This window comes from Pseudomonas sp. TH04, from assembly GCF_016651355.1.
In the GTDB taxonomy this organism is placed as follows: Bacteria; Pseudomonadota; Gammaproteobacteria; order Pseudomonadales; family Pseudomonadaceae; genus Aquipseudomonas; species Aquipseudomonas fluorescens.
The window spans coordinates 4,627,825-4,645,964 of sequence record NZ_JAEKEA010000001.1; the positions used below are offsets into that span (position 1 = coordinate 4,627,825).

Sequence of the window (18,140 nt, forward strand, 5' to 3'; positions counted from 1 at the left end):
CGTTATTGAGGTCGCTGCGCTCATTTTTGCAAGAGTCTTATGTCTTGGTTTCTTAAGCTCGTCCATGCGACGAGAGGCGTTTTGTTATGAAGTTCGTTGATGAAGTTTCCATCCGAGTAAAAGCAGGCGACGGCGGTAACGGTTGCATGAGTTTCCGTCGCGAAAAGTTCATCGAAAACGGTGGCCCCAACGGCGGTGACGGCGGTGACGGCGGTTCCATCTACATGATGGCCGACGAAAACCTCAACACCCTGGTCGACTACCGTTACACCCGGCACTTTGATGCCGAGCGTGGCTCCAACGGCGGCAGCACCGACTGCACCGGTAAAAAAGGCGAAGACCTGGTACTGCGCGTACCTGTCGGCACCACGATCATCGACTCTGCTACCCAGGAAGTGATTGGCGACCTGACCAAGGCCGGCCAGAAGCTGATGGTTGTGCAGGGCGGCTGGCACGGTTTGGGTAACACCCGATTCAAGTCCAGTACCAACCGTGCTCCGCGTCAGACCACACCGGGCAAGCCGGGCGAGCAACGTGACCTGAAGCTGGAAATGAAAGTACTCGCTGACGTAGGCCTGTTGGGTCTGCCAAACGCCGGTAAAAGTACCTTCATTCGCTCGGTTTCGGCTGCCAAGCCGAAAGTCGCCGACTACCCGTTCACGACCTTGGTGCCAAACCTGGGCGTGGTCAGTGTCGACCGCTGGAAGAGCTTCGTGATCGCCGACATTCCCGGTTTGATCGAAGGTGCTTCCGACGGCGCAGGCCTGGGGATTCGCTTCCTCAAGCACTTGTCGCGTACCCGTTTGCTGTTGCACCTCGTCGACATGGCACCGCTGGACGAAACCAGCGCACCCGACGCCGCCGAAGTGATCGTCAGCGAGCTGACCAAGTTCAGCCCGGCCCTCGCCGAGCGTGATCGCTGGCTGGTGCTGAACAAATGCGACCAGATCCTCGAAGAAGAACACGAGGAGCGCGTCAAGGAAATCGTTGATCGCCTGGAATGGACCGGCCCTGTCTACGTGATCTCGGCCATCGCCAAAGAAGGCACCGAGCGCCTGACCCGCGACATCATGCGTTACCTGGAAGACCGCGCCGACCGCTTGGCGGCCGACCCGGTGTTCAAGGCCGAGCTCGCCGAACTCGACCAGCAGATCGAAGACGAAGCCCGCGCTCAGTTGCAGGCCCTGGACGACCAGCGTGCCCTGCGCCGCAGCGGCGTGAAGTCGGTCCATGACATCGGCGACGATGATTGGGACGAAGAAGACGTGGATGATGAAGACGGTCCGGAAATCATTTACGTGCGCGACTGATTCGTTGCAGTAAACTTAAGCGCCGCTCACATGAGCGGCGTTTTGGTATCTGGGTTTTACGTAGTCAGGAACGTAGTCACGAATAACGTTATGGGCGGCGCTGGGTCGCGCGGCCCTCACTCTAAGGTTGAAGATGATGCGGAGCAAAGTGACAGGTGCGCAGCGCTGGGTCGTAAAGATCGGAAGTGCGCTGTTGACGGCAGATGGCAAAGGTCTGGATCGCGCAGCCATGAGTGTCTGGGTCGAGCAGATGGTGGCCTTGCATGAGGCCGGTGTCGAGTTGGTGCTGGTGTCGTCCGGGGCTGTTGCCGCCGGGATGAGCCGCCTCGGCTGGACCGCGCGACCCAGCGCGATGCACGAACTGCAAGCCGCCGCCGCCATCGGCCAGATGGGCCTGGTGCAAGCCTGGGAATCCAGCTTCGCCGAGCACGGTCGCCACACGGCGCAGATCCTGCTGACCCACGACGACCTGTCCGACCGCAAGCGCTACCTCAATGCCCGCAGTACCTTGCGCGCGCTCGTGGAGCTCAAGGTGATCCCGGTGATCAACGAGAATGACACGGTGGTCACCGACGAAATCCGTTTCGGCGACAACGACACCTTGGCCGCTTTGGTGGCTAACCTGGTGGAAGCCGACTTGCTGGTGATCCTCACCGACCGTGACGGCATGTTCGACGCCGACCCGCGCAACAACCCTGACGCCCAGTTGATCTACGAAGCCCGCGCCGATGACCCGGCGCTGGACGCCGTGGCTGGCAGTGTTGGCGGCGCCCTGGGCCGTGGCGGTATGCAGACCAAACTGCGTGCAGCACGCCTGGCTGCACGTTCCGGCGCGCATACCATCATCGTCGGTGGGCGCCTGGAGCGGGTGCTGGACCGCCTCAAGGCTGGCGAGCGCATCGGTACGCTGTTGTCGCCGGAACGCGGCATGCTGGCGGCGCGCAAACAGTGGCTGGCCGGTCATCTGCAAACCCGTGGCACGCTGGTGCTGGACGATGGCGCCGTGTCGGCGTTGTCCCAAGGCAACAAGAGCCTGTTACCGGTGGGCGTCAAATTGGTGCAGGGCAGCTTCCGCCGCGGGGAAATGGTGGTGTGTGTGGCGCCCGATGGTCGCGAGGTTGCGCGTGGCCTGGCCAACTACAGTGCCCTGGAAGCGCAGAAAATTATTGGACAATCGTCTGACGCGATTGTCGGACTACTGGGGTACATGGCGGAGCCGGAACTGGTGCACCGCGATAACCTGATCCTGGTCTAAACAAAGGAACTACACGATGCGAGTGATGAAGGGTTTGCTCGGCCTGCTGCTGGCCATGCCGCTGCTGGCCAGCGCTGAGGAAGTCGGTCAGGTGTCAACGGTATTCAAGTTCGTCGGCCCCAACGACCGGATCGTGGTCGAGGCGTTCGATGACCCCAAGGTCGACGGCGTGACCTGCTACCTGTCGCGCGCCAAGACCGGCGGCGTAAAAGGCGGGCTGGGCCTGGCCGAAGACCGCGCCGAAGCCTCGATTGCCTGTCGTCAGGTCGGCCCGATTCACTTCAAGGGTGACCTCAAGGACGGCGATGAGGTGTTCAAGGAGCGCACCTCGCTGGTGTTCAAGACCATGCAGGTGGTGCGCTTCCTCGACAAGAAGCGCAATACCCTGGTGTATCTGGTCTACAGCGACCGTCTGATCGAAGGCAGCCCGCAGAATGCGGTCACCGCCATTCCTATTTTGCCCTGGCCAACGGCGCAATAACCGGCGGGCGAGTTTTTCAATCGGCGTCTATGATTGCAGGCTAGCGGTCTGTAATCTCGAACGGCTGCAATGCGAAGAACATGGGATATCTGGAGTTCGTCATGAGTGCTTTCCACGACCTGAAACTCAAAGCTTTAGACGGACAAGAGTTGCCGCTGGCGCCCTATAAAGGGCAGGTTGTGCTGGTAGTCAACGTCGCCTCCAAATGTGGCTTGACCCCGCAATACGCGGCGCTCGAAAACCTCTATCAGCAGTACAAAGACCAGGGTTTTACCGTGCTGGGCCTGCCTTGCAACCAGTTTGCAGGCCAGGAGCCGGGCAGCGAGGACGAAATCCAGGCGTTCTGCAGCTTGAATTACGGCGTGACGTTCCCGTTGGGCAGCAAGCTTGAGGTCAATGGTCACGACCGTCATCAGCTGTATCGCTTGCTGGCGGGCGAGGGCGCCGAGTTTCCAGGGGATATCACCTGGAACTTCGAAAAATTCCTGCTGGGCAAGGATGGGCGTGTGCTCGCGCGATTCTCGCCGCGCACGGCGCCGGATGATCCCACCATCGTCCAGGCCATCGAAAAAGCCCTGAGCTGATTCGTGCCTGCCTGTGGTGAGGGAGCGGCCTCCCTCACCACAGGCCAGTAGCACCTGACTTCCCGCGCTTTTACCCCTTAATCACCCAGATCAATAGTGCTACCCAGCGCGGTGCGCGCTCCATATTATCCACATCATAAACACCTCTTCCGTGGAGTGCTCCCATGCCTGTCCAAGCCTTGTTCAAACCCTTCCAGCTCGGTGCATTGCAGCTGTCCAGCCGTGTGGTGATGGCACCGATGACCCGTTCGTTCTCGCCCGGTGGCGTGCCGAATTCGAAGGTGATCGAATACTACCGCCGCCGCGCCGCCGCCGGCGTAGGGCTGATCATCACCGAAGGCACGGTGGTCGGCCATCAAGCCTCCAACGGTTATCCGAACGTCCCGCATTTTTACGGTGAGGCCGCGTTGGCTGGCTGGAAAAAAGTGGTCGATGCCGTGCACGCAGAAGGCGGCAAGATTGTCCCGCAGTTGTGGCACGTGGGCAGCGTGCGCCGTATCGGCACCGAGCCTGATGCGAGCGTGCCGGCCTACGGTCCGATGGAAAAGCTCAAGGATGGCAACGTGGTGGTCCACGGCATGACCACCCAGGACATCAAGGACGTGATCAACGCCTTTGCCCAAGCCGCCAAGGATGCGCAACGTATCGGCATGGACGGCGTGGAGATCCACGGCGCCCACGGTTACCTGGTGGACCAGTTCTTCTGGGAAGGCAGTAACCAGCGCACCGATGAATACGGCGGTAGCCTGGCCAATCGCTCGCGCTTTGCCATCGAATTGATCCAGGCCACCCGTGCCGCTGTGGGCCCGGACTTCCCGATTATCCTGCGGTTTTCTCAGTGGAAGCAGCAGGATTACACCGCACGCCTGGTGCAAACCCCTGAAGCCCTGGGGGAATTCCTCAAGCCGCTGTCTGACGCCGGTGTGGATATTTTCCACTGTTCCACCCGCCGTTTCTGGGAGCCGGAGTTCGAAGGTTCCGACCTCAACCTGGCGGGCTGGACCCGTCAGCTCACCGGGAAACCGACCATCACTGTCGGCAGTGTCGGGCTGGATGGTGAGTTCCTGCAGTTCATGGTCAACACCGACAAGGTTGCGCAGCCCGCCAGCCTGGAGAAACTGCTGGAACGCCTGAACAACGACGAATTCGACCTGGTGGCAGTCGGCCGTGCCTTGCTGGTGGACCCGGATTGGGCCGTGAAGGTACGTGAAGGCCGTGAAGGCGACATTCTGCCGTTCAGCCGTGAGGCGTTGACGACGTTGGTGTAACTGGCGCCTGCGCGAGTGATCTGACAGTCAACACCCTGTCAGATCAAACGCGACTGTGCGGCAATCACCGGTTGCTCGCCGCACACCCCGCGCAGGTGGCGCTCGAATTGCTCGATAATTGCCGGCCAGCCCTGGCGGCTGGCGTGTTGGCGGGCATTCAAGCGCATGCGGCGCAAGCTCTCGGCATCCTCCAGCAGCCAGTTGGCGGCATCGCAAAACGCATCCTCATCCCCAGGCATCGCCAGCACGCCGTTATAGCCGTGGCGAATATGCTGGGTCGCGGCAGCCTGGTCGTAGGCCACCACCCCCAAGCCCGAGGCCATGGCTTCCAGTACCACATTGCCGAAGGTTTCGGTCAGGCTGGGGAACAGGAACACATCGCCGGACGCGTAATGCCGGGCCAGTTCTTCGCCGCGCAGGGCGCCGCAGAAAATCGCCTCGGGCATTTCCTTTTCCATCATTGCCCGCTGCGGGCCATCACCCACGATGATCAGTTTCATCTGACGCAGTGGGTAAGTGTCTTGCAAGGTTTCGAAGCAGCGTTTGAGCAACCCCAGGTTCTTTTCCTGCGCCAGTCGGCCCACATGCAGCACGGCGATTTGATCATTGTTCAGTGCCCAGCTTTCACGCAGCGCGTTATCGCGCTTGGCGGGGTGGAACAATTGGCTATCGACGCCGCGCGCGAGCATCCCCAAACGCTCGAAATTTCGACGCGCCAACTCCAGGCGCTGGCTGGCGCTGGGAACCAGGGTCAGGCTCGAGCGGTTGTGAAACCAACGCAGGTAGTGGGTCACCATACGGCTCAATAGGCTCAAACCGTATTGGTTGGAATACTGCTGGAAATTGGTATGAAACCCGCTGACCACGCTGATCCCCAGGCGCCGCGCTGCGCGCAACGCGGATAAACCCAGTGGCCCTTCCGTGGCGATGTACAGCACGTCCGGGCGTTGGCGGGTCCAGCGGCGCAGCAATTTGTGCATCGACGACTGGCCCCATTGCAGGCCGGGGTAGCCGGGCAGTGGCCAGCCGCGGCACAGCAGCAATTCGTCGTCGCTGGGGCGGCTCTGGTCGGCACCCTGGCGCGGGCGCACCAACTCCACCTGATGGCCGCGCGCGCGCAAACCCTCACACAGGCGGCCAAGGGTATTGGCCACCCCGTTGATTTCCGGCGGGAAGGTTTCGGTAATCAGGGTGATGTGAAGCGAAGCTGTCGTCATGGCCCACAGTGTCACTGTGGGCCATGTCGTCATTGTGTCACTGGGATGATGGATTTATGACGTGGCCACATTTTGCCGTGCCATCGCCTCGGCACCTTGCTCGCGCACCCAGAACAGCGTGGCCCCGGCCACTGCCGCCGGCATCATCAGCAGGTTCACCACCGGCACCAGCAGCACCAGGTAGACGATGCCGCCGAAGCTCATGCTCTGCCAGCGTTTCTGGCGCAGCCAGGCGAGCATCTCGTTCCAGCCCAGCTTGTGGTTATCCGCCGGGTAGTCGATGTACTGGATAGCCATCATCCACACGCCAAACAGCAGCCACAGCGGTGCGGCGATCAGGTTGACCACCGGAATGAACGACAGGATAAACAGGCCGATGGCCCTGGGCAGGAAGTAACCCAGCTTGCGCATTTCCCGCGCGAGGGTGCGCGGGACCATGGCGACCAGCTCACCCCAACTGAAGGGCGGGAAGTCATCGGTGCCGCGCACTACCACCTCAACCTTCTCGGCAAGAAAACCGTTGAACGGTGCCGCGATGATATTGGCGAGCATGGTGAAGGTGAAAAACACCATCAACACCACCAGCACGACGAACAGCGGCCACAAGATGTAGCTGAGGAAGCTCAGCCAGCCAGGCAGCGTCGGCATCAAAGTGTCGACCCACAGGCTGAACTGATGGCCGGCGAAATAGATCAAACCGACGAACAGCACCAGGTTGATCGCCAATGGCAGCAGTACAAATAGACGCAGGCCAGGGCTCAACACCAGTTTGAGGCCTTCACGCAGGTATTGCGGGCCGGAAAGAGCAGGGGCAGGCATGGAGAACTCCGAGCAGGAAGACGAACGGGCCGACCTTACCGGCTTTGCAATCAACGCGAAAGCACGGTCGGTTTGACGACATCAAAGGTAACAAAGGTGTCGATTAACCGAGCCGACTGCATAGAGACCGCCTATGAGCTGGATTGTTATTCCGTATTTCCTTAATCTTGCCCCCCTCGATACGCTGCACCCATTATTTTTCAGGACCTGCGAGTTCAAGCCTTCCCCAAGTGCTTCGCGGTCCTTTTTTATTCCAGCCGCCTTGTTTTCCGGGTGGTCGATAGGAGTGAGTCATGTCTGATACCCATCATTCGCGAGTGATTATTCTCGGTTCCGGCCCTGCCGGTTACAGCGCTGCCGTCTACGCTGCCCGGGCCAACCTCAAGCCGCTGCTGATCACCGGCATGCAGGCGGGCGGTCAGTTGACCACCACCACTGAAGTCGACAACTGGCCGGGCGACGTCCACGGTCTGACCGGCCCGGTGCTGATGGAGCGTATGAAAGAACACGCCGAGCGCTTTGAAACCGAGATCGTTTTTGACCACATCAATAAAGTCGATTTCTCCAAGAAGCCTTACAGCCTGACCGGCGACAGCGGCGTCTACACCTGTGACGCGCTGATCATCGCCACCGGCGCCAGCGCCCGCTACCTGGGCCTGCCTTCCGAAGAAGCGTTCATGGGCAAGGGCGTTTCGGCCTGCGCGACCTGCGACGGTTTCTTCTATCGCAACAAGCCGGTCGCCGTGGTCGGTGGCGGTAACACTGCTGTGGAAGAGGCACTGTACCTGGCCAACATCGCCAGCACCGTGACCCTGGTTCACCGCCGTGAAACCTTCCGCGCCGAGAAGATCCTGATCGACAAGCTGCACGCCCGTGTTGCTGAAGGCAAGATCATCCTCAAGCTCAACGCCACCCTGGATGAAGTCCTGGGCGACAACATGGGCGTGACCGGTGCTCGCCTGAAAAACAACGACGGCAGCTTCGACGAGTTGAAAGTCGACGGCGTGTTCATCGCCATCGGCCACACCCCGAACACGTCGCTGTTCGAAGGCGTGCTGGAAGCCAAAGACGGTTACCTGGTTGTGCAGGGCGGCCGTGAAGGCAACGCCACCGCCACCAACATCGAAGGTATCTTTGCTGCCGGTGACGTGGCTGACCACGTCTACCGTCAGGCTATCACCTCGGCCGGCGCCGGTTGCATGGCGGCTCTGGATGCCGAGCGTTACCTCGACGGTTTGAAGGACGCTGCGTTCTAAACCTGTTGAAATAAAAAACCGGCCAAAAGGCCGGTTTTTTTATGCACAGGATTTGATGACCTACACAGATCGAATGTGGGAGCGGGCTTGCTCGCGAAAGCGGTGTGTCAGGCAACACATGTATCAACTGATCCACCGCCTTCGCGAGCAAGCCCGCTCCCACATTTTGAGTTGTGTTTGACTCAGAACTTGCGGGTCAGTGGCTGCGCAGCAAATTTCACACCGGCCAAACCATGCGCAATCAATGCGCGAATATTGCTGTGATCACTGCCCTCAGGCGTCGCCAGCACGGAACGGTAATGCTCACCAAAGGCCAGCAGCGCTTGCTGAGCGCTCAAGCCTTCCAGCAGCGCCAGCCCCAGGGTCTTGCACGAGCCTTCGTTTTGACCGGCGGCGTTTTCCACGCTGCCGTTGGTGAAAGCTTGCGGCTGGTAGTCGTAACCGGCAGCGATAAAGGCCAGCGTGTCGGCAAACAGGTGTTCGCCGCTGTTGAGGCTGGCGCGCAGGGTGTTCAAATCAGTCATGGGGTTTTCCTTTGGCAAACGCCGCGTGTTGGTCGGCGCTGGCTTCTTTCTGGTATTGGGCTTTCCACTCGGCGTACGGCATGCCGTACACCACTTCACGGGCGTCATCGAGGCTCAGCTCGATGTGGCGCTCATCGGCCTCGGCCTTGTACCACTTGGACAAGCAGTTGCGGCAGAAACCCGAGAGGTTCATCAGGTCGATGTTCTGCACATCCTTGCGGCTGTCCAGGTGCGCTACCAACCGGCGGAAGGCGGCAGCTTCGAGTTCGAGGCGTTGTTGGTCGTTCATAGGGCTCACTGCTGATCCAGGGGTTAGCGGCTGGCTGCCAGGGTAATCGATACCGACTCGGCAAAGCGCAGCGCGTGGGGCTTGTCCACTTCGACTTCGGCGTAGAGCACCGATTCGTTGCTCATCACCAGGTCCAGCAGCTCTTGGGTCAGGCGCTCCAGCAGGGCGAAGCGGTTACCTTCCACGTGGGCGATAATGGCCTTGGTGATGGTGCGATAATTCAGCGCGTGGTCGATATCGTTGTCGCGCACGGCTTCCTGAGCGGCATACAGGATGGTCAGGTTGATCAGCACGTCCTGCTTGTTGAGGATCTCATCCTCGTTGATGCCGATAAAGGTGCGCAGGCACAGGTCTTTGACCCGGATGCGCGCCATGCCTGGTTGAAGTTGTGGCATTGCTACTTGCTCCGTCCAATCAGTTGCAGGAACTCCATGCGCGTGGTGTTCGACTCGCGGAAAGCGCCGAGCATCACCGAAGTGTTCATGGTTGAATTCTGTTTTTCCACGCCGCGCATCATCATGCACATATGCTTGGCTTCGATCACCACGGCCACGCCGGCGGCCTGGGTCACCTGCTGGATGGCGTCGGCGATTTGCCGCGTGAGGTTTTCCTGGATCTGCAGGCGCCGCGCGTACATGTCGACAATGCGCGCCAGTTTCGACAGGCCGAGCACCTTGCCAGTCGGAATATAGGCGACATGCGCCTTGCCGATAAAGGGCAGTAAGTGGTGCTCGCAGAGTGAATACAGCTCGATATCCTTGAGAATCACCATCTCGTCATTGTCGGACGCGAACAGCGCGCCGTTGACGATTTCGTCCAGGTTCTGCTCGTAGCCATGACACAGGTACTGCATGGCCTTGGCAGCGCGCTTGGGGGTGTCGAGCAAGCCTTCGCGTTCCGGGTCTTCGCCCAGGCCTTTGAGGATCTCGCGGTAGTGTTGGGGCAGGGACAAGGTCATACAACATCCTCACAAACGGCTTACTTGATATGCCGCCCGCCGTTGACGGTCAGGGTGGTACCGGTGACATAGGGGTTGTCCAGCAGGTAACGCACGCTCTGGTAGATCACCTCCGGCCCGGGTTCGATGCCCAGTGCCGATTTGGCCAGCACCTTGGCGCGGTAGGCCGCGTCATCGCCCTCATTGAACATCACCATCGCTGGGGCGATACCGTTGACCTTGATCGTTGGCGCGAACTGCGCGGCAAATGACAACGTGAGGCTGTCCAGGCCGGCCTTGGTGGCGCAATAGGCGATGTGCTGGCGGCTGCCCTTGCGTACCACGTCATCGCTGATATGCACGATATCGGCGGGTGACGAGCGTTGCAGCAAAGGTGAACAATGCAGGTTGATCAAGTACGGCGCAAGCATGTGCACGCTGAACATGTCGGTAAAGGCGTGGCTTTCGTCGCCTGGCGTTTCTGCGACCCACGCCGAAGCGTTGTGGATGATCGCGCGCAGTCTGTCGGTGTGGGTTTTAAGGGCTGCGATGAAGGCCAGGATCCCGGCTTCACTGGAAAAATCCGCAAACACGCCGAGCGCGCCGCGTTCGCGCAAGGCCGCAACGCCGGGGCGTTCGCTGCGGTAGCTGAAAATCACCGAATGGCCCTCGTCCAGAAGGCGTTCGGCGCAATGCAGGCCGACACGCTGGCCGGCGCCGGTAATCAGGATCGGGGCGTTCGTTGCAGTCATGGGGGGCTCAAGTCGCTGGCAGATTGAAACTATACCAGCGACCGGCCACCCCTGTACTCACGCAGCAGCTTCGGTGACCTTTCGCGGCGGCGCGGGGTGCAACCAGCTCGCCAGCAGGTGTGTCGACAGTGGAATAAAGAAGTAAACCATCAATGGCGTGAGCGCGAGCGTGCTGACCAAAACGCGGCTGAACAGGCCAAGCTCGCTGAGCAGCGGCCCCAGGCCAACGTTGAACAGCAGCGACACCGGGAAAAATGCCAGCCAGATCGCCACGGCCTGTTTCCAGCGCGGTGGTCGCGCACCCACGGCACCGAACCAGCCATCAATGCCTCTGACGCGATGCTCGGACGGGTCGGCAAACAGTTCGCTGCCACGGCTCAGCCAGGCGCCGCGCGACGCGGAGAATTCCCAGGCGTGCAGGGTTTTCTCGTCGGCGAAGCGGAAGATGATCTGAAATTCATCATCGTTGGGCGGCGGAGCAAGTACACCGGAGCCCAGGTAACCGGGGAAGTCGGTGGCCAATTGCTCGCCTTCGCGCAGCCAGGCCATCAGTTCTTCATAGCGACCTTTGGCGACGCGGCGCGCAACCATCAGGGTGACGGGTGAGGTAGACATTGTGTATCTCCAAATATCAGGTGCGCTGAACCGGGTAGGTAATGCGCAAAGATGGCGGCCGGGTTGGGCCACCACCTGAAAAACAGGCAAGGATTATTCCTGTTTTGAAAAATTACGCCAGTGACATTGGTCTAAAGAGCCGGGCCTTGAAAAGGACAAGTGTTCAGGCGTTAAATGGGATCCACATTCACACGGACGTTTTTGACCCCAGATGCCTGAAATTACTGCGCCTACTCGCGAAGTTGCCGCTGAAAACCTTGCTGATTCGATGGCATTGTTTCCGATTCGTGAAGTCTCGAGATTGACAGGTGTTAACCCCGTCACGTTGCGTGCCTGGGAGCGTCGTTATGGCCTGATCCAGCCCACGCGCACCGAAAGTGGGCACCGCCTCTACTCCAGCGCTGATATTGAGACCGTCAAACGCATTCTCGATTGGATTGAGCGGGGTGTGGCGGTGAGCAAGGTCGGCAAGATTCTTGCGCGCGATGATCAGCAGGCCAGTGCCGTGCGCGCTGAGCGCGATACGTGCGAGGAGAGCGAATGGCTGCAGTGGCGGGCGAGACTGGTGCAAGCCGTCAGTGCCTTTGACGATCGTCAGTTGGAGAGCCTGTACGGTCAGATTCTTGCGACCTACCCGCTCGGCGTCGCGTTCCAGAATATCCTGATGCCGCTGTGGTATGACCTGCTGCGCCACCAAGGCCGTTTCGGCCAAGCCAGCGAATGGCTGTTTTACGACGCCTTTCTGCGCATACAGGCCTTCCTGCGCCTGCAGTCTGCGAGTGCCTCAACCGCACCACGGGTATTACTGACAGCCATACCTGGCGAGTGTCGTAAATTGGAGTTGCTGGTCGCGGCGTTGCTGATGAGTGGCGATGACTTGGCGGTGAAGGTGCTCGGCATGGGCCAGCCCTTTGAAGAATTGACGCTGGTGTGTGAACGGATGCATCCCCAGGCGCTGATTATTTTCTCCAACCATTCACACAACCAGGGCCTGCCGGGGCGCTTGAGTCGGTTGGCGTTGACCCTGGATTGCCCGCTGTTCTTTGCCGGTATCGCCTCGGACTTGGCCGAGAAGGATTTGGTGGGCTCCGCCGTCGGCTGCCTGGGCAGCGAGGGCAGCTTGATGCGGCGGCGACTGCAGCAGTTCCTCAGCGGCGCGCTGGATACCTGATATCAGGCGTGCACATGCGGGTGGACCAGTCGATGCTGGTGCAGGATGAACTGGCGCAGGCGTTCGATTTCCTCCGCATCGCTCTGGCTCAAGCGGTAGGCGAACAACCCTCGGGCGGTTTCCCGCTCCAGGGTGCCGCGCAACGCAATACGCTCGTAACCGGACGGGCTGAACCACAGGGAAAAGGTTTTCGGCGGTTTGACCCGGCCGCGAATCTCCACCAACACGCCTTTGAATGACACCTCATGCACCCACAGGGCGGCGGGGTTACCCTTGACGTTCTCCAGCGCCACCGGTGTCTCAAGCGCCAGGCGCCACGGGCGGATCATCGGGCCGTCTTCAAAAATGCTCGGTACCCCCAAGCGCAAGTGAACCGCATGAAACTCATCTTCCACCAGGTGCAAGGGGAAGGTGAGTTGCTGGTTGTCGAACTGCGCTTGGATGGTGACGTGGTCGTGAGCGGCCAGCCGCGTGAGCAAATCGCGAATCTGTGCACCGCCGTTGACGGTCAGGCTCGACCATGCGTCCCGCACGTTGAGCTGCGGGTTGTGCTGCATGTCCTGGATAAAATCCAGTTCGTCCTGCGTCAAGAGAGCGTCGCGGTGCATTGATGTAGCTCAAGGATGAGGTACTAAAAAGCCATTATCCCTCTAACGGCCTCATTTACTACAATTTGTTATTTCCGCTCGTCGTTTCCAGGGCCGCCAACTGCGCTTTAAGCTCGGCCACTTGCGCCTCCAACTGCGCGACGCGTTGTTGCGCTTTGACCTGGGCAGTGACGTCTTTTTGCACGCCGACGAAATACGTCTGCTTGTCGGCCTCGTTATAAACCGTCGACAGCGACAGCTCATTCCAGAAATGCGTGCCGTCCTTGCGGTAGTTGCGCAGGATTTCCCGGCAGGCCCCACCGCTGTCGAGCGCTTCGCGAATGGCGATCAGCGCTGGCTGGTCGCGGTCACCCGACTGCAGGAAGCGGCAATCCTGATAAAGGATGTCGTCCAGGGCATACCCCGTCAGGCGCTCGAACGCCGGGTTAACGTAGATCAGTGGTTTGTCTTTGCCTTCTCGTTCGGCGACGACAATACCGTCATTGGAAGCATTGACGACCATCTGCAGTAGCTTGGCGTTAATCATTGAGCGGTCCATGGCTGGTTTTTAAAGCTTGGAGTTTATGGCAAGTCTTGAATGTTGCACGGTGCGCACTGAAATATTTGCGCCAGCTGCTAATATCCCACGCTTTCGCTCAACTACAGGATCAGATTGATGAAAGTCGCCATCCTTTCCGGCTCGGTCTACGGCACGGCTGAAGAAGTTGCCCGCCACGCTGAAGCCATCCTCAAAAAGGCCGGTTTTGACGCCTGGCACAACCCTCGCGCCAGCTTGGCCGACGTGCAGGCCTTTGCCCCTGAAGCCTTTCTGGCGGTGACCTCGACCACCGGCATGGGTGAGTTGCCCGACAACCTGCAACCCCTGTATTCGATGATTCGCGACCAACTGCCCGCCGCCTGGCGTGGTCTGCCCGGCGCAGTCATCGGCCTGGGCGACGCCAGTTACGGCGACACGTTCTGCGGTGGCGGCGAGCAGATGCGCGAGCTGTTCGGCGAGCTGGGCGTGCGCGAAGTGCTGCCGATGCTGCGTCTGGACGCCAGCGAAAGCGTGACCCCGGAGGCCGACGCCGAGCCTTGGCTGGCCGAGTTGGTCACTGCACTGCGCGGTTGACCGGGAATTCGCGCAGCAACGCCAGCCAGGCTTGGGCGGCTTTGGACAGATAAGCGCCCTCACGCCAGATAAAGGCAATGTCCCAGCGCAGGTAATCGGGCGCCTTGAGCGTCAGGCGTACCACGCCGGGCCGCACCAGGCCGCGGGCGACCACGCTGGGCAGCAACACCACGCCCTGGCCGGCCGCGACCAGCGCCGCCAAAAAGTCCGCCTGGCCGCTGCGCCCGATTTCCTTGGGGGTGAAGCCCAATTGCTGGCAGGCCTGCATCAGTCGGTCATTGAGTACAAAGCTGCGCTGGTACATCAGGAACGGCGTGTCCGCCAATTCTTCCAGGCGCACTTGGGCGTTGTCGGCCAGCGGATGGTCCATCGGCAGTAAGGCATCCAGCGGTTCATCGCAGAAGGCCTGCCAGGCAAACGCCGGGTCGCTGGGCATCAGGCTGCCGCCGACGTCCAACTCGCCGTTCAAAATCGCCTGCTCAATGGTACGGCTGCCACCTTCCAGCAATTGGATGGTGACGTTCGGATAACGCCGGCGGTATTCCGCGAACAACCCCGCAAACAAAGAATCGCCTGCTAATAACGGTAAGCCCAGGCGTAACTCGCCACGGGCCAGTTGCTGCATATCATCAAGCTCACTGAGCAGCTCGGTGTGCAGGCGCAGCATGGCCTCGGCACGTTGCAATACCACCGTGCCGGCAGCTGTCAGGCGGATGTGTGAGCCGGTGCGCTCCAGCAGCGCCGTACCGAGGCTCTGCTCCAGTTGCGCGACCTGCTTGCTGACGGCGGATTGGCTGATATGCAGGGTTTTCCCGGCTTGGGTAAAGCCGCCCCGGTGGATCACTTCGACAAAGCTGCGCAGCTGTTTGAATTCCATTATCGGGATTCCAGTTTGGAATAGCTTGCAGTCTAACAATTCGCTGTGGGGATGGGAGCTGTCTCTTTAAAATGGCGGCCTGCGAGGACCCAAAGCTCATGAAACGTTTTACCTGCAAACATCTTGGCCGCCTGCTGAGCGAATTGGTCGTACTGCTGGCGATCTACCTGCTGGGCACTCAACTGTCGGCCTGGTTCGCGTGGCCCATCCCGGGTGGCGTCGTGGGGCTTGGCCTGTTGCTGGCGACGTTCGCCAGTGGGCTGGTCAAGCCGGCCGCTCTGCAACTGGGGGCCGGGGTGTTGATGGCAGAAATGCTGTTGTTCTTTATCCCGGCCCTGATGAGCCTGCTCGACTACGGTGGCCTGGTGCGCCATGACGGCTGGCGCATTCTGTTGGTGATTGGCTTAAGCACCTTGTCGGTGATGCTGGTGACGGCGTTCACCGTGGAAATGGTCTGCCGCTGGAGCCTGCGCCGTGAAGCTTGAACTGATGCCGATGTTCTGGCTCGCGCTGACCCTGGGCGCCTATATTTTCAGCCGCTGGATCTACCGCCGCAGCGGACGTTACCTGCTTTCACCGTTGATCCTGGTGCCCGCGCTGCTGCTGGCGGTGGCTGTGCCGATGAAAACCGCCTACGCCGAATACGCCACCGACACGCACTGGTTGATGCTGGTGCTGGGGCCGGTCACCGTGGCGTTTGCCGTGCCGATCTGGCAACAGCGCCGGTTGCTGGCGCGCCACTGGTCGGCGTTGCTGCTGGGGATGGTGGCGGGCAGCGCGGCCTCCATCGGCACCTCGTTCGGGCTGGCCAAGGCACTGGCGTTGAACAGCGCAGTGACCCTGTCCTTGTTACCGCGTTCAATCACCACGCCGTTCGCCATGCCGGTCTCCGCCGACCTCGGTGGTGTCCCGGAACTCACCGCCGTATTTGTGATGTTTACCGGCGTGTTCGGCGCTATGCTCGGTGGGGTGCTGCTTAAATGGTTGCCGCTGCGCACCCCTTTGGCGCGCGGTGCATTGTTTGGCATCGGCGCCCATGGCGCGGGCGTCAGCCGCGCGCACGAAGTGGGCGGCGAAGAAGGTTCGGTCGCGGGGCTGGTGATGGTCTTGACGGGGTTGCTCAACCTGTTGGCTGTGCCTTTATTGGCGGCGCTTCTCTGACGCGAGTTGGACTATTCTCATGACTGACTCGCTCAGTCATCAAGCTGGCTGCGAAGGCAACTACTTCCGCCACGGCGTCTGACTAGACTGGCCCTTCATTCAAAAAACAATAAGAACGTGAACCCAGGAGGTCGTTACCGTGAGCCTTGCCCCCGTTCTATCGTCACAGAATGTCAAAGACCAGGTCAGCGCTACTGAATGGCAAACCCGCGTCGACCTGGCGGCCTGCTATCGGCTGGTGGCCATGCAGGGTTGGGACGATCTGATTTTCACGCATATTTCCGCCAAGGTGCCCGGCACCCATGATTTCCTGATCAACCCTTATGGGCTGATGTTCCACGAGATTACCGCGTCGAGTCTGGTCAAGGTCGACCAGGCGGGCAACAAGCTGATGGACAGCCCCTACGAGATCAACCCTGCGGGCTACACCATCCACAGTGCCATCCATGAAGTCCGCCACGACGTGGTCTGTGTCTTGCACACCCACACGGCGGCCGGCGTTGCGGTGTCCGCGCAGAAGCAGGGCGTGTTGCCGATCAGCCAGCAATCCACCTTTGTCTTGTCCAGCCTGGCGTATCACGCGTACGAAGGTGTGGCGCTGAATCATGCAGAGAAGGCGCGCCTGCAGGCGGACCTGGGCGACAACAATTTTCTGATGCTGCACAACCACGGCTTGCTGACCTGCGGTGGCACCATCGCCGACACCTTCCTGATGATGTTCACGTTTCAGCGCGCCTGCGATATCCAAGTATTGGCGCAAAACGGTGGCGCCGAATTGATCGCGATCGAGCCGCAGATTTTGGCGGGCGCCAAGGCGATGGTGGCAGCTGTCACAAAGAGCGCCCACGGTATGGGAGGTGCACTGGCGTGGCCGGCGCTGTTGCGTAAATTGGACGTGCAAGATCCCGGGTATAAAAGCTGATGCCTCTCGCCGAAATCCCGCTCAGAGCCTGGCGCAAGCGTGCCCAGACTTTCGTGTTTCGTGGCCACACGGTCCGTTACTGGGTGGCCGGGCAGGGCGAGCCGTTGCTGTTGATTCATGGTTTCCCCACCGCCAGTTGGGACTGGCATTACCTGTGGCAGCCCCTGGCCCAGCGCAACCTGGTGATTGCGTGCGACATGCTTGGGTTTGGCGATTCGGCCAAACCGCTGGATCACGAGTATTGCCTGTTGGCGCAGGCCGACCTGCAACAGGCGCTCCTCGACTTCCTGCGCGTGGAGCAGCCGGTGCATGTGTTGGCCCATGATTACGGCGACAGCGTCGCCCAGGAATTACTGGCTCGTCATTACGAAGGTCGCTTTGCGATGGCCAGCTGTGTGTTCCTCAACGGCGGGCTGTTTCCGGAAACCCACCGCCCGGCCCTGGTGCAGAAGCTGTTGCTCAGCCCGATCGGCTGGATGATCGGCCGCGCCTTCGGGCGCAATGCCTTGTCAGATAGCTTCGGTCAGATCTTTGGCCCGAATACGCGACCCAGTGAAAGTGCCCTGGATGATTTCTGGAGCCTGATCAGCTGCAATGACGGCCCACGCATCCTGCACAAACTGATCGCGTATATTCCCCAGCGCCGCCGTCTGCGTGAGCGCTGGGTGGCGGCAATGCAACGCGACGGCGTGCCGATGCGGGTGATCGATGGCGAAGTCGATCCGATCTCCGGTGCCCATATGGTGGAGCGTTATCATCAGTTGGTGCCCAACGCCGACAGCGTTTTGCTGGCCAATATCGGCCACTATCCGCAGATTGAGGCACCCGTGTTGGTGCTCAAGCATTACCTCGAGTTTCGCGAGCGAATGGGCCAGCCGGCGTCGTGTGTCGCTTATTCCTGAGCGGCCTGCTGCTGTGGGGGAATCATCCCGCTGCCTTATCGAGCACCATTCAGCCTCGGCTGCCTTTATTGTGACCAACGG

Annotated in this window: 23 protein-coding genes; 12 read left to right on the forward strand and 11 right to left on the reverse strand. The window is 60.4% G+C overall.

From position 1 onward, the window contains the following. Positions 1-86: 86 nt before the first annotated feature. The 5 genes from cgtA (at position 87) to JFT85_RS20785 (ending at position 4,898) form a co-directional block, all read left to right on the forward strand. A complete protein-coding gene (gene cgtA / locus JFT85_RS20765; RefSeq protein ID WP_053257946.1) occupies positions 87-1,310 on the forward strand; it encodes an Obg family GTPase CgtA in 1,224 nt (407 codons plus the stop codon). A 136-nt stretch (positions 1,311-1,446) separates the two neighbouring features. Continuing rightward, entirely contained in the window at positions 1,447-2,565 is a 1,119-nt protein-coding gene (gene proB, locus JFT85_RS20770; RefSeq protein ID WP_053257945.1) for a glutamate 5-kinase, read from the forward strand. Positions 2,566-2,581: 16 nt separating this feature from the next. Continuing rightward, positions 2,582-3,046: a CreA family protein gene (locus tag JFT85_RS20775; RefSeq protein WP_053257944.1), complete on the forward strand. Its 465-nt coding sequence runs from the start codon at positions 2,582-2,584 to the stop codon at positions 3,044-3,046. A gap of 101 nt (positions 3,047-3,147) precedes the next feature. Beyond that, a complete protein-coding gene (locus JFT85_RS20780) occupies positions 3,148-3,630 on the forward strand; it encodes a glutathione peroxidase (protein ID WP_053257943.1) in 483 nt (160 codons plus the stop codon). Between the two features lie 164 nt (positions 3,631-3,794). Further along, the gene (locus tag JFT85_RS20785; protein ID WP_053257942.1) at positions 3,795-4,898 is read left to right on the forward strand and encodes an NADH:flavin oxidoreductase; all 1,104 of its coding nucleotides are present in this window, start codon (positions 3,795-3,797) and stop codon (positions 4,896-4,898) included. 38 nt (positions 4,899-4,936) lie between these two features. Here JFT85_RS20785 and JFT85_RS20790 read toward each other — a convergent pair whose 3' ends face one another. Together JFT85_RS20790 and cysZ are read right to left on the reverse strand one after the other, a co-directional pair. Beyond that, positions 4,937-6,115 carry a glycosyltransferase family 4 protein gene (locus tag JFT85_RS20790; protein ID WP_053257941.1) on the reverse strand — a complete coding sequence of 393 codons (1,179 nt, stop codon included), beginning with the start codon at positions 6,113-6,115 and terminating at the stop codon, positions 4,937-4,939. A gap of 54 nt (positions 6,116-6,169) precedes the next feature. After that, on the reverse strand, positions 6,170-6,934 hold the full coding sequence (cysZ, locus tag JFT85_RS20795) for a sulfate transporter CysZ (RefSeq protein ID WP_201230356.1): 765 nt from the start codon (positions 6,932-6,934) through the stop codon (positions 6,170-6,172). Between the two features lie 293 nt (positions 6,935-7,227). Here cysZ and trxB point away from each other — a divergent pair, with 293 nt between their 5' ends. Then, a complete protein-coding gene (gene trxB / locus JFT85_RS20800; protein ID WP_201230357.1) occupies positions 7,228-8,190 on the forward strand; it encodes a thioredoxin-disulfide reductase in 963 nt (320 codons plus the stop codon). Positions 8,191-8,372: 182 nt separating this feature from the next. Here the strand turns inward: trxB and JFT85_RS20805 are convergent, their stop codons facing one another. Genes JFT85_RS20805 through JFT85_RS20830 form a run of 6 tightly spaced genes read right to left on the reverse strand, consistent with a single transcriptional unit; the run spans position 8,373 to position 11,307 of the window. Further along, entirely contained in the window at positions 8,373-8,714 is a 342-nt protein-coding gene (locus JFT85_RS20805; protein WP_169875651.1) for a HopJ type III effector protein, read from the reverse strand. Beyond that, complete coding sequence (locus JFT85_RS20810) at positions 8,707-9,003, reverse strand: DUF1244 domain-containing protein (protein WP_053257938.1); 297 nt, start codon at positions 9,001-9,003, stop codon at positions 8,707-8,709. The genes JFT85_RS20805 and JFT85_RS20810 overlap by 8 nt, the downstream gene beginning before the upstream one ends. 23 nt (positions 9,004-9,026) lie before the next feature. Further along, positions 9,027-9,398, reverse strand: a complete 372-nt coding sequence (gene folX, locus JFT85_RS20815) for a dihydroneopterin triphosphate 2'-epimerase (protein ID WP_003194073.1) — start codon at positions 9,396-9,398, stop codon at positions 9,027-9,029. A 2-nt stretch (positions 9,399-9,400) separates the two neighbouring features. After that, complete coding sequence (folE, locus tag JFT85_RS20820; protein ID WP_053257937.1) at positions 9,401-9,961, reverse strand: GTP cyclohydrolase I FolE; 561 nt, start codon at positions 9,959-9,961, stop codon at positions 9,401-9,403. 20 nt (positions 9,962-9,981) lie between these two features. Next, positions 9,982-10,692 carry a dihydromonapterin reductase gene (gene folM / locus JFT85_RS20825; RefSeq protein WP_201230359.1) on the reverse strand — a complete coding sequence of 237 codons (711 nt, stop codon included), beginning with the start codon at positions 10,690-10,692 and terminating at the stop codon, positions 9,982-9,984. A 57-nt stretch (positions 10,693-10,749) separates the two neighbouring features. Then, the gene (locus JFT85_RS20830; RefSeq protein ID WP_201230361.1) at positions 10,750-11,307 is read right to left on the reverse strand and encodes an antibiotic biosynthesis monooxygenase; all 558 of its coding nucleotides are present in this window, start codon (positions 11,305-11,307) and stop codon (positions 10,750-10,752) included. Between the two features lie 211 nt (positions 11,308-11,518). Between JFT85_RS20830 and JFT85_RS20835 the strand changes: the two genes are divergently transcribed. Next, positions 11,519-12,478 carry a MerR family transcriptional regulator gene (locus JFT85_RS20835; protein WP_201230363.1) on the forward strand — a complete coding sequence of 320 codons (960 nt, stop codon included), beginning with the start codon at positions 11,519-11,521 and terminating at the stop codon, positions 12,476-12,478. A gap of 2 nt (positions 12,479-12,480) precedes the next feature. On the opposite strand, the gene JFT85_RS20840 is transcribed toward JFT85_RS20835, so the two are convergent. Continuing rightward, positions 12,481-13,086 (reverse strand): hypothetical protein, encoded by a 606-nt coding sequence (locus tag JFT85_RS20840; protein WP_053257933.1) that lies wholly within the window; start codon positions 13,084-13,086, stop codon positions 12,481-12,483. A gap of 58 nt (positions 13,087-13,144) precedes the next feature. Continuing rightward, positions 13,145-13,612 (reverse strand): PAS domain-containing protein, encoded by a 468-nt coding sequence (locus tag JFT85_RS20845; protein ID WP_053257932.1) that lies wholly within the window; start codon positions 13,610-13,612, stop codon positions 13,145-13,147. Positions 13,613-13,741: 129 nt separating this feature from the next. Here JFT85_RS20845 and JFT85_RS20850 point away from each other — a divergent pair, with 129 nt between their 5' ends. Next, entirely contained in the window at positions 13,742-14,197 is a 456-nt protein-coding gene (locus JFT85_RS20850) for a flavodoxin (RefSeq protein WP_053257931.1), read from the forward strand. On the opposite strand, the gene JFT85_RS20855 is transcribed toward JFT85_RS20850, so the two are convergent. Further along, positions 14,178-15,074, reverse strand: a complete 897-nt coding sequence (locus JFT85_RS20855) for a LysR family transcriptional regulator (RefSeq protein ID WP_053257930.1) — start codon at positions 15,072-15,074, stop codon at positions 14,178-14,180. The genes JFT85_RS20850 and JFT85_RS20855 overlap by 20 nt on opposite strands. Positions 15,075-15,172: 98 nt before the next feature. On the opposite strand from JFT85_RS20855, the gene JFT85_RS20860 reads away from it, so the two are divergent. From JFT85_RS20860 to JFT85_RS20875, 4 genes are all read left to right on the forward strand, one after another. Further along, positions 15,173-15,559 (forward strand): CidA/LrgA family protein, encoded by a 387-nt coding sequence (locus tag JFT85_RS20860; protein WP_053257929.1) that lies wholly within the window; start codon positions 15,173-15,175, stop codon positions 15,557-15,559. Next, positions 15,549-16,235, forward strand: coding sequence for an LrgB family protein (locus tag JFT85_RS20865; protein ID WP_053257928.1), 687 nt, complete (start codon positions 15,549-15,551; stop codon positions 16,233-16,235). The genes JFT85_RS20860 and JFT85_RS20865 overlap by 11 nt, the downstream gene beginning before the upstream one ends. 139 nt (positions 16,236-16,374) lie before the next feature. Beyond that, complete coding sequence (locus JFT85_RS20870) at positions 16,375-17,157, forward strand: class II aldolase/adducin family protein (RefSeq protein ID WP_053257927.1); 783 nt, start codon at positions 16,375-16,377, stop codon at positions 17,155-17,157. Beyond that, positions 17,157-18,059 (forward strand): alpha/beta fold hydrolase, encoded by a 903-nt coding sequence (locus tag JFT85_RS20875; protein ID WP_053257926.1) that lies wholly within the window; start codon positions 17,157-17,159, stop codon positions 18,057-18,059. The genes JFT85_RS20870 and JFT85_RS20875 overlap by 1 nt, the downstream gene beginning before the upstream one ends. Positions 18,060-18,140 lie beyond the last annotated feature (81 nt).

What these genes read in the sequence shown, in the direction of transcription:
- proB (WP_053257945.1), top strand. Translation starts at nt 1,447, where the DNA reads ATGCGGAGCAAAGTGACAGGTGCGCAGCGCTGGGTCGTAAAGATCGGA.
- JFT85_RS20790 (WP_053257941.1), bottom strand. Translation starts at nt 6,115, where the DNA reads ATGACGACAGCTTCGCTTCACATCACCCTGATTACCGAAACCTTCCCG.
- JFT85_RS20785 (WP_053257942.1), top strand. Translation starts at nt 3,795, where the DNA reads ATGCCTGTCCAAGCCTTGTTCAAACCCTTCCAGCTCGGTGCATTGCAG.
- cysZ (WP_201230356.1), bottom strand. Translation starts at nt 6,934, where the DNA reads ATGCCTGCCCCTGCTCTTTCCGGCCCGCAATACCTGCGTGAAGGCCTC.
- JFT85_RS20840 (WP_053257933.1), bottom strand. Translation starts at nt 13,086, where the DNA reads ATGCACCGCGACGCTCTCTTGACGCAGGACGAACTGGATTTTATCCAG.
- folM (WP_201230359.1), bottom strand. Translation starts at nt 10,692, where the DNA reads ATGACTGCAACGAACGCCCCGATCCTGATTACCGGCGCCGGCCAGCGT.
- JFT85_RS20850 (WP_053257931.1), top strand. Translation starts at nt 13,742, where the DNA reads ATGAAAGTCGCCATCCTTTCCGGCTCGGTCTACGGCACGGCTGAAGAA.
- JFT85_RS20835 (WP_201230363.1), top strand. Translation starts at nt 11,519, where the DNA reads ATGCCTGAAATTACTGCGCCTACTCGCGAAGTTGCCGCTGAAAACCTT.
- JFT85_RS20875 (WP_053257926.1), top strand. Translation starts at nt 17,157, where the DNA reads ATGCCTCTCGCCGAAATCCCGCTCAGAGCCTGGCGCAAGCGTGCCCAG.
- folX (WP_003194073.1), bottom strand. Translation starts at nt 9,398, where the DNA reads ATGCCACAACTTCAACCAGGCATGGCGCGCATCCGGGTCAAAGACCTG.
- cgtA (WP_053257946.1), top strand. Translation starts at nt 87, where the DNA reads ATGAAGTTCGTTGATGAAGTTTCCATCCGAGTAAAAGCAGGCGACGGC.
- trxB (WP_201230357.1), top strand. Translation starts at nt 7,228, where the DNA reads ATGTCTGATACCCATCATTCGCGAGTGATTATTCTCGGTTCCGGCCCT.
- JFT85_RS20780 (WP_053257943.1), top strand. Translation starts at nt 3,148, where the DNA reads ATGAGTGCTTTCCACGACCTGAAACTCAAAGCTTTAGACGGACAAGAG.
- JFT85_RS20855 (WP_053257930.1), bottom strand. Translation starts at nt 15,074, where the DNA reads ATGGAATTCAAACAGCTGCGCAGCTTTGTCGAAGTGATCCACCGGGGC.
- folE (WP_053257937.1), bottom strand. Translation starts at nt 9,961, where the DNA reads ATGACCTTGTCCCTGCCCCAACACTACCGCGAGATCCTCAAAGGCCTG.
- JFT85_RS20845 (WP_053257932.1), bottom strand. Translation starts at nt 13,612, where the DNA reads ATGATTAACGCCAAGCTACTGCAGATGGTCGTCAATGCTTCCAATGAC.
- JFT85_RS20810 (WP_053257938.1), bottom strand. Translation starts at nt 9,003, where the DNA reads ATGAACGACCAACAACGCCTCGAACTCGAAGCTGCCGCCTTCCGCCGG.
- JFT85_RS20805 (WP_169875651.1), bottom strand. Translation starts at nt 8,714, where the DNA reads ATGACTGATTTGAACACCCTGCGCGCCAGCCTCAACAGCGGCGAACAC.
- JFT85_RS20775 (WP_053257944.1), top strand. Translation starts at nt 2,582, where the DNA reads ATGCGAGTGATGAAGGGTTTGCTCGGCCTGCTGCTGGCCATGCCGCTG.
- JFT85_RS20860 (WP_053257929.1), top strand. Translation starts at nt 15,173, where the DNA reads ATGAAACGTTTTACCTGCAAACATCTTGGCCGCCTGCTGAGCGAATTG.
- JFT85_RS20830 (WP_201230361.1), bottom strand. Translation starts at nt 11,307, where the DNA reads ATGTCTACCTCACCCGTCACCCTGATGGTTGCGCGCCGCGTCGCCAAA.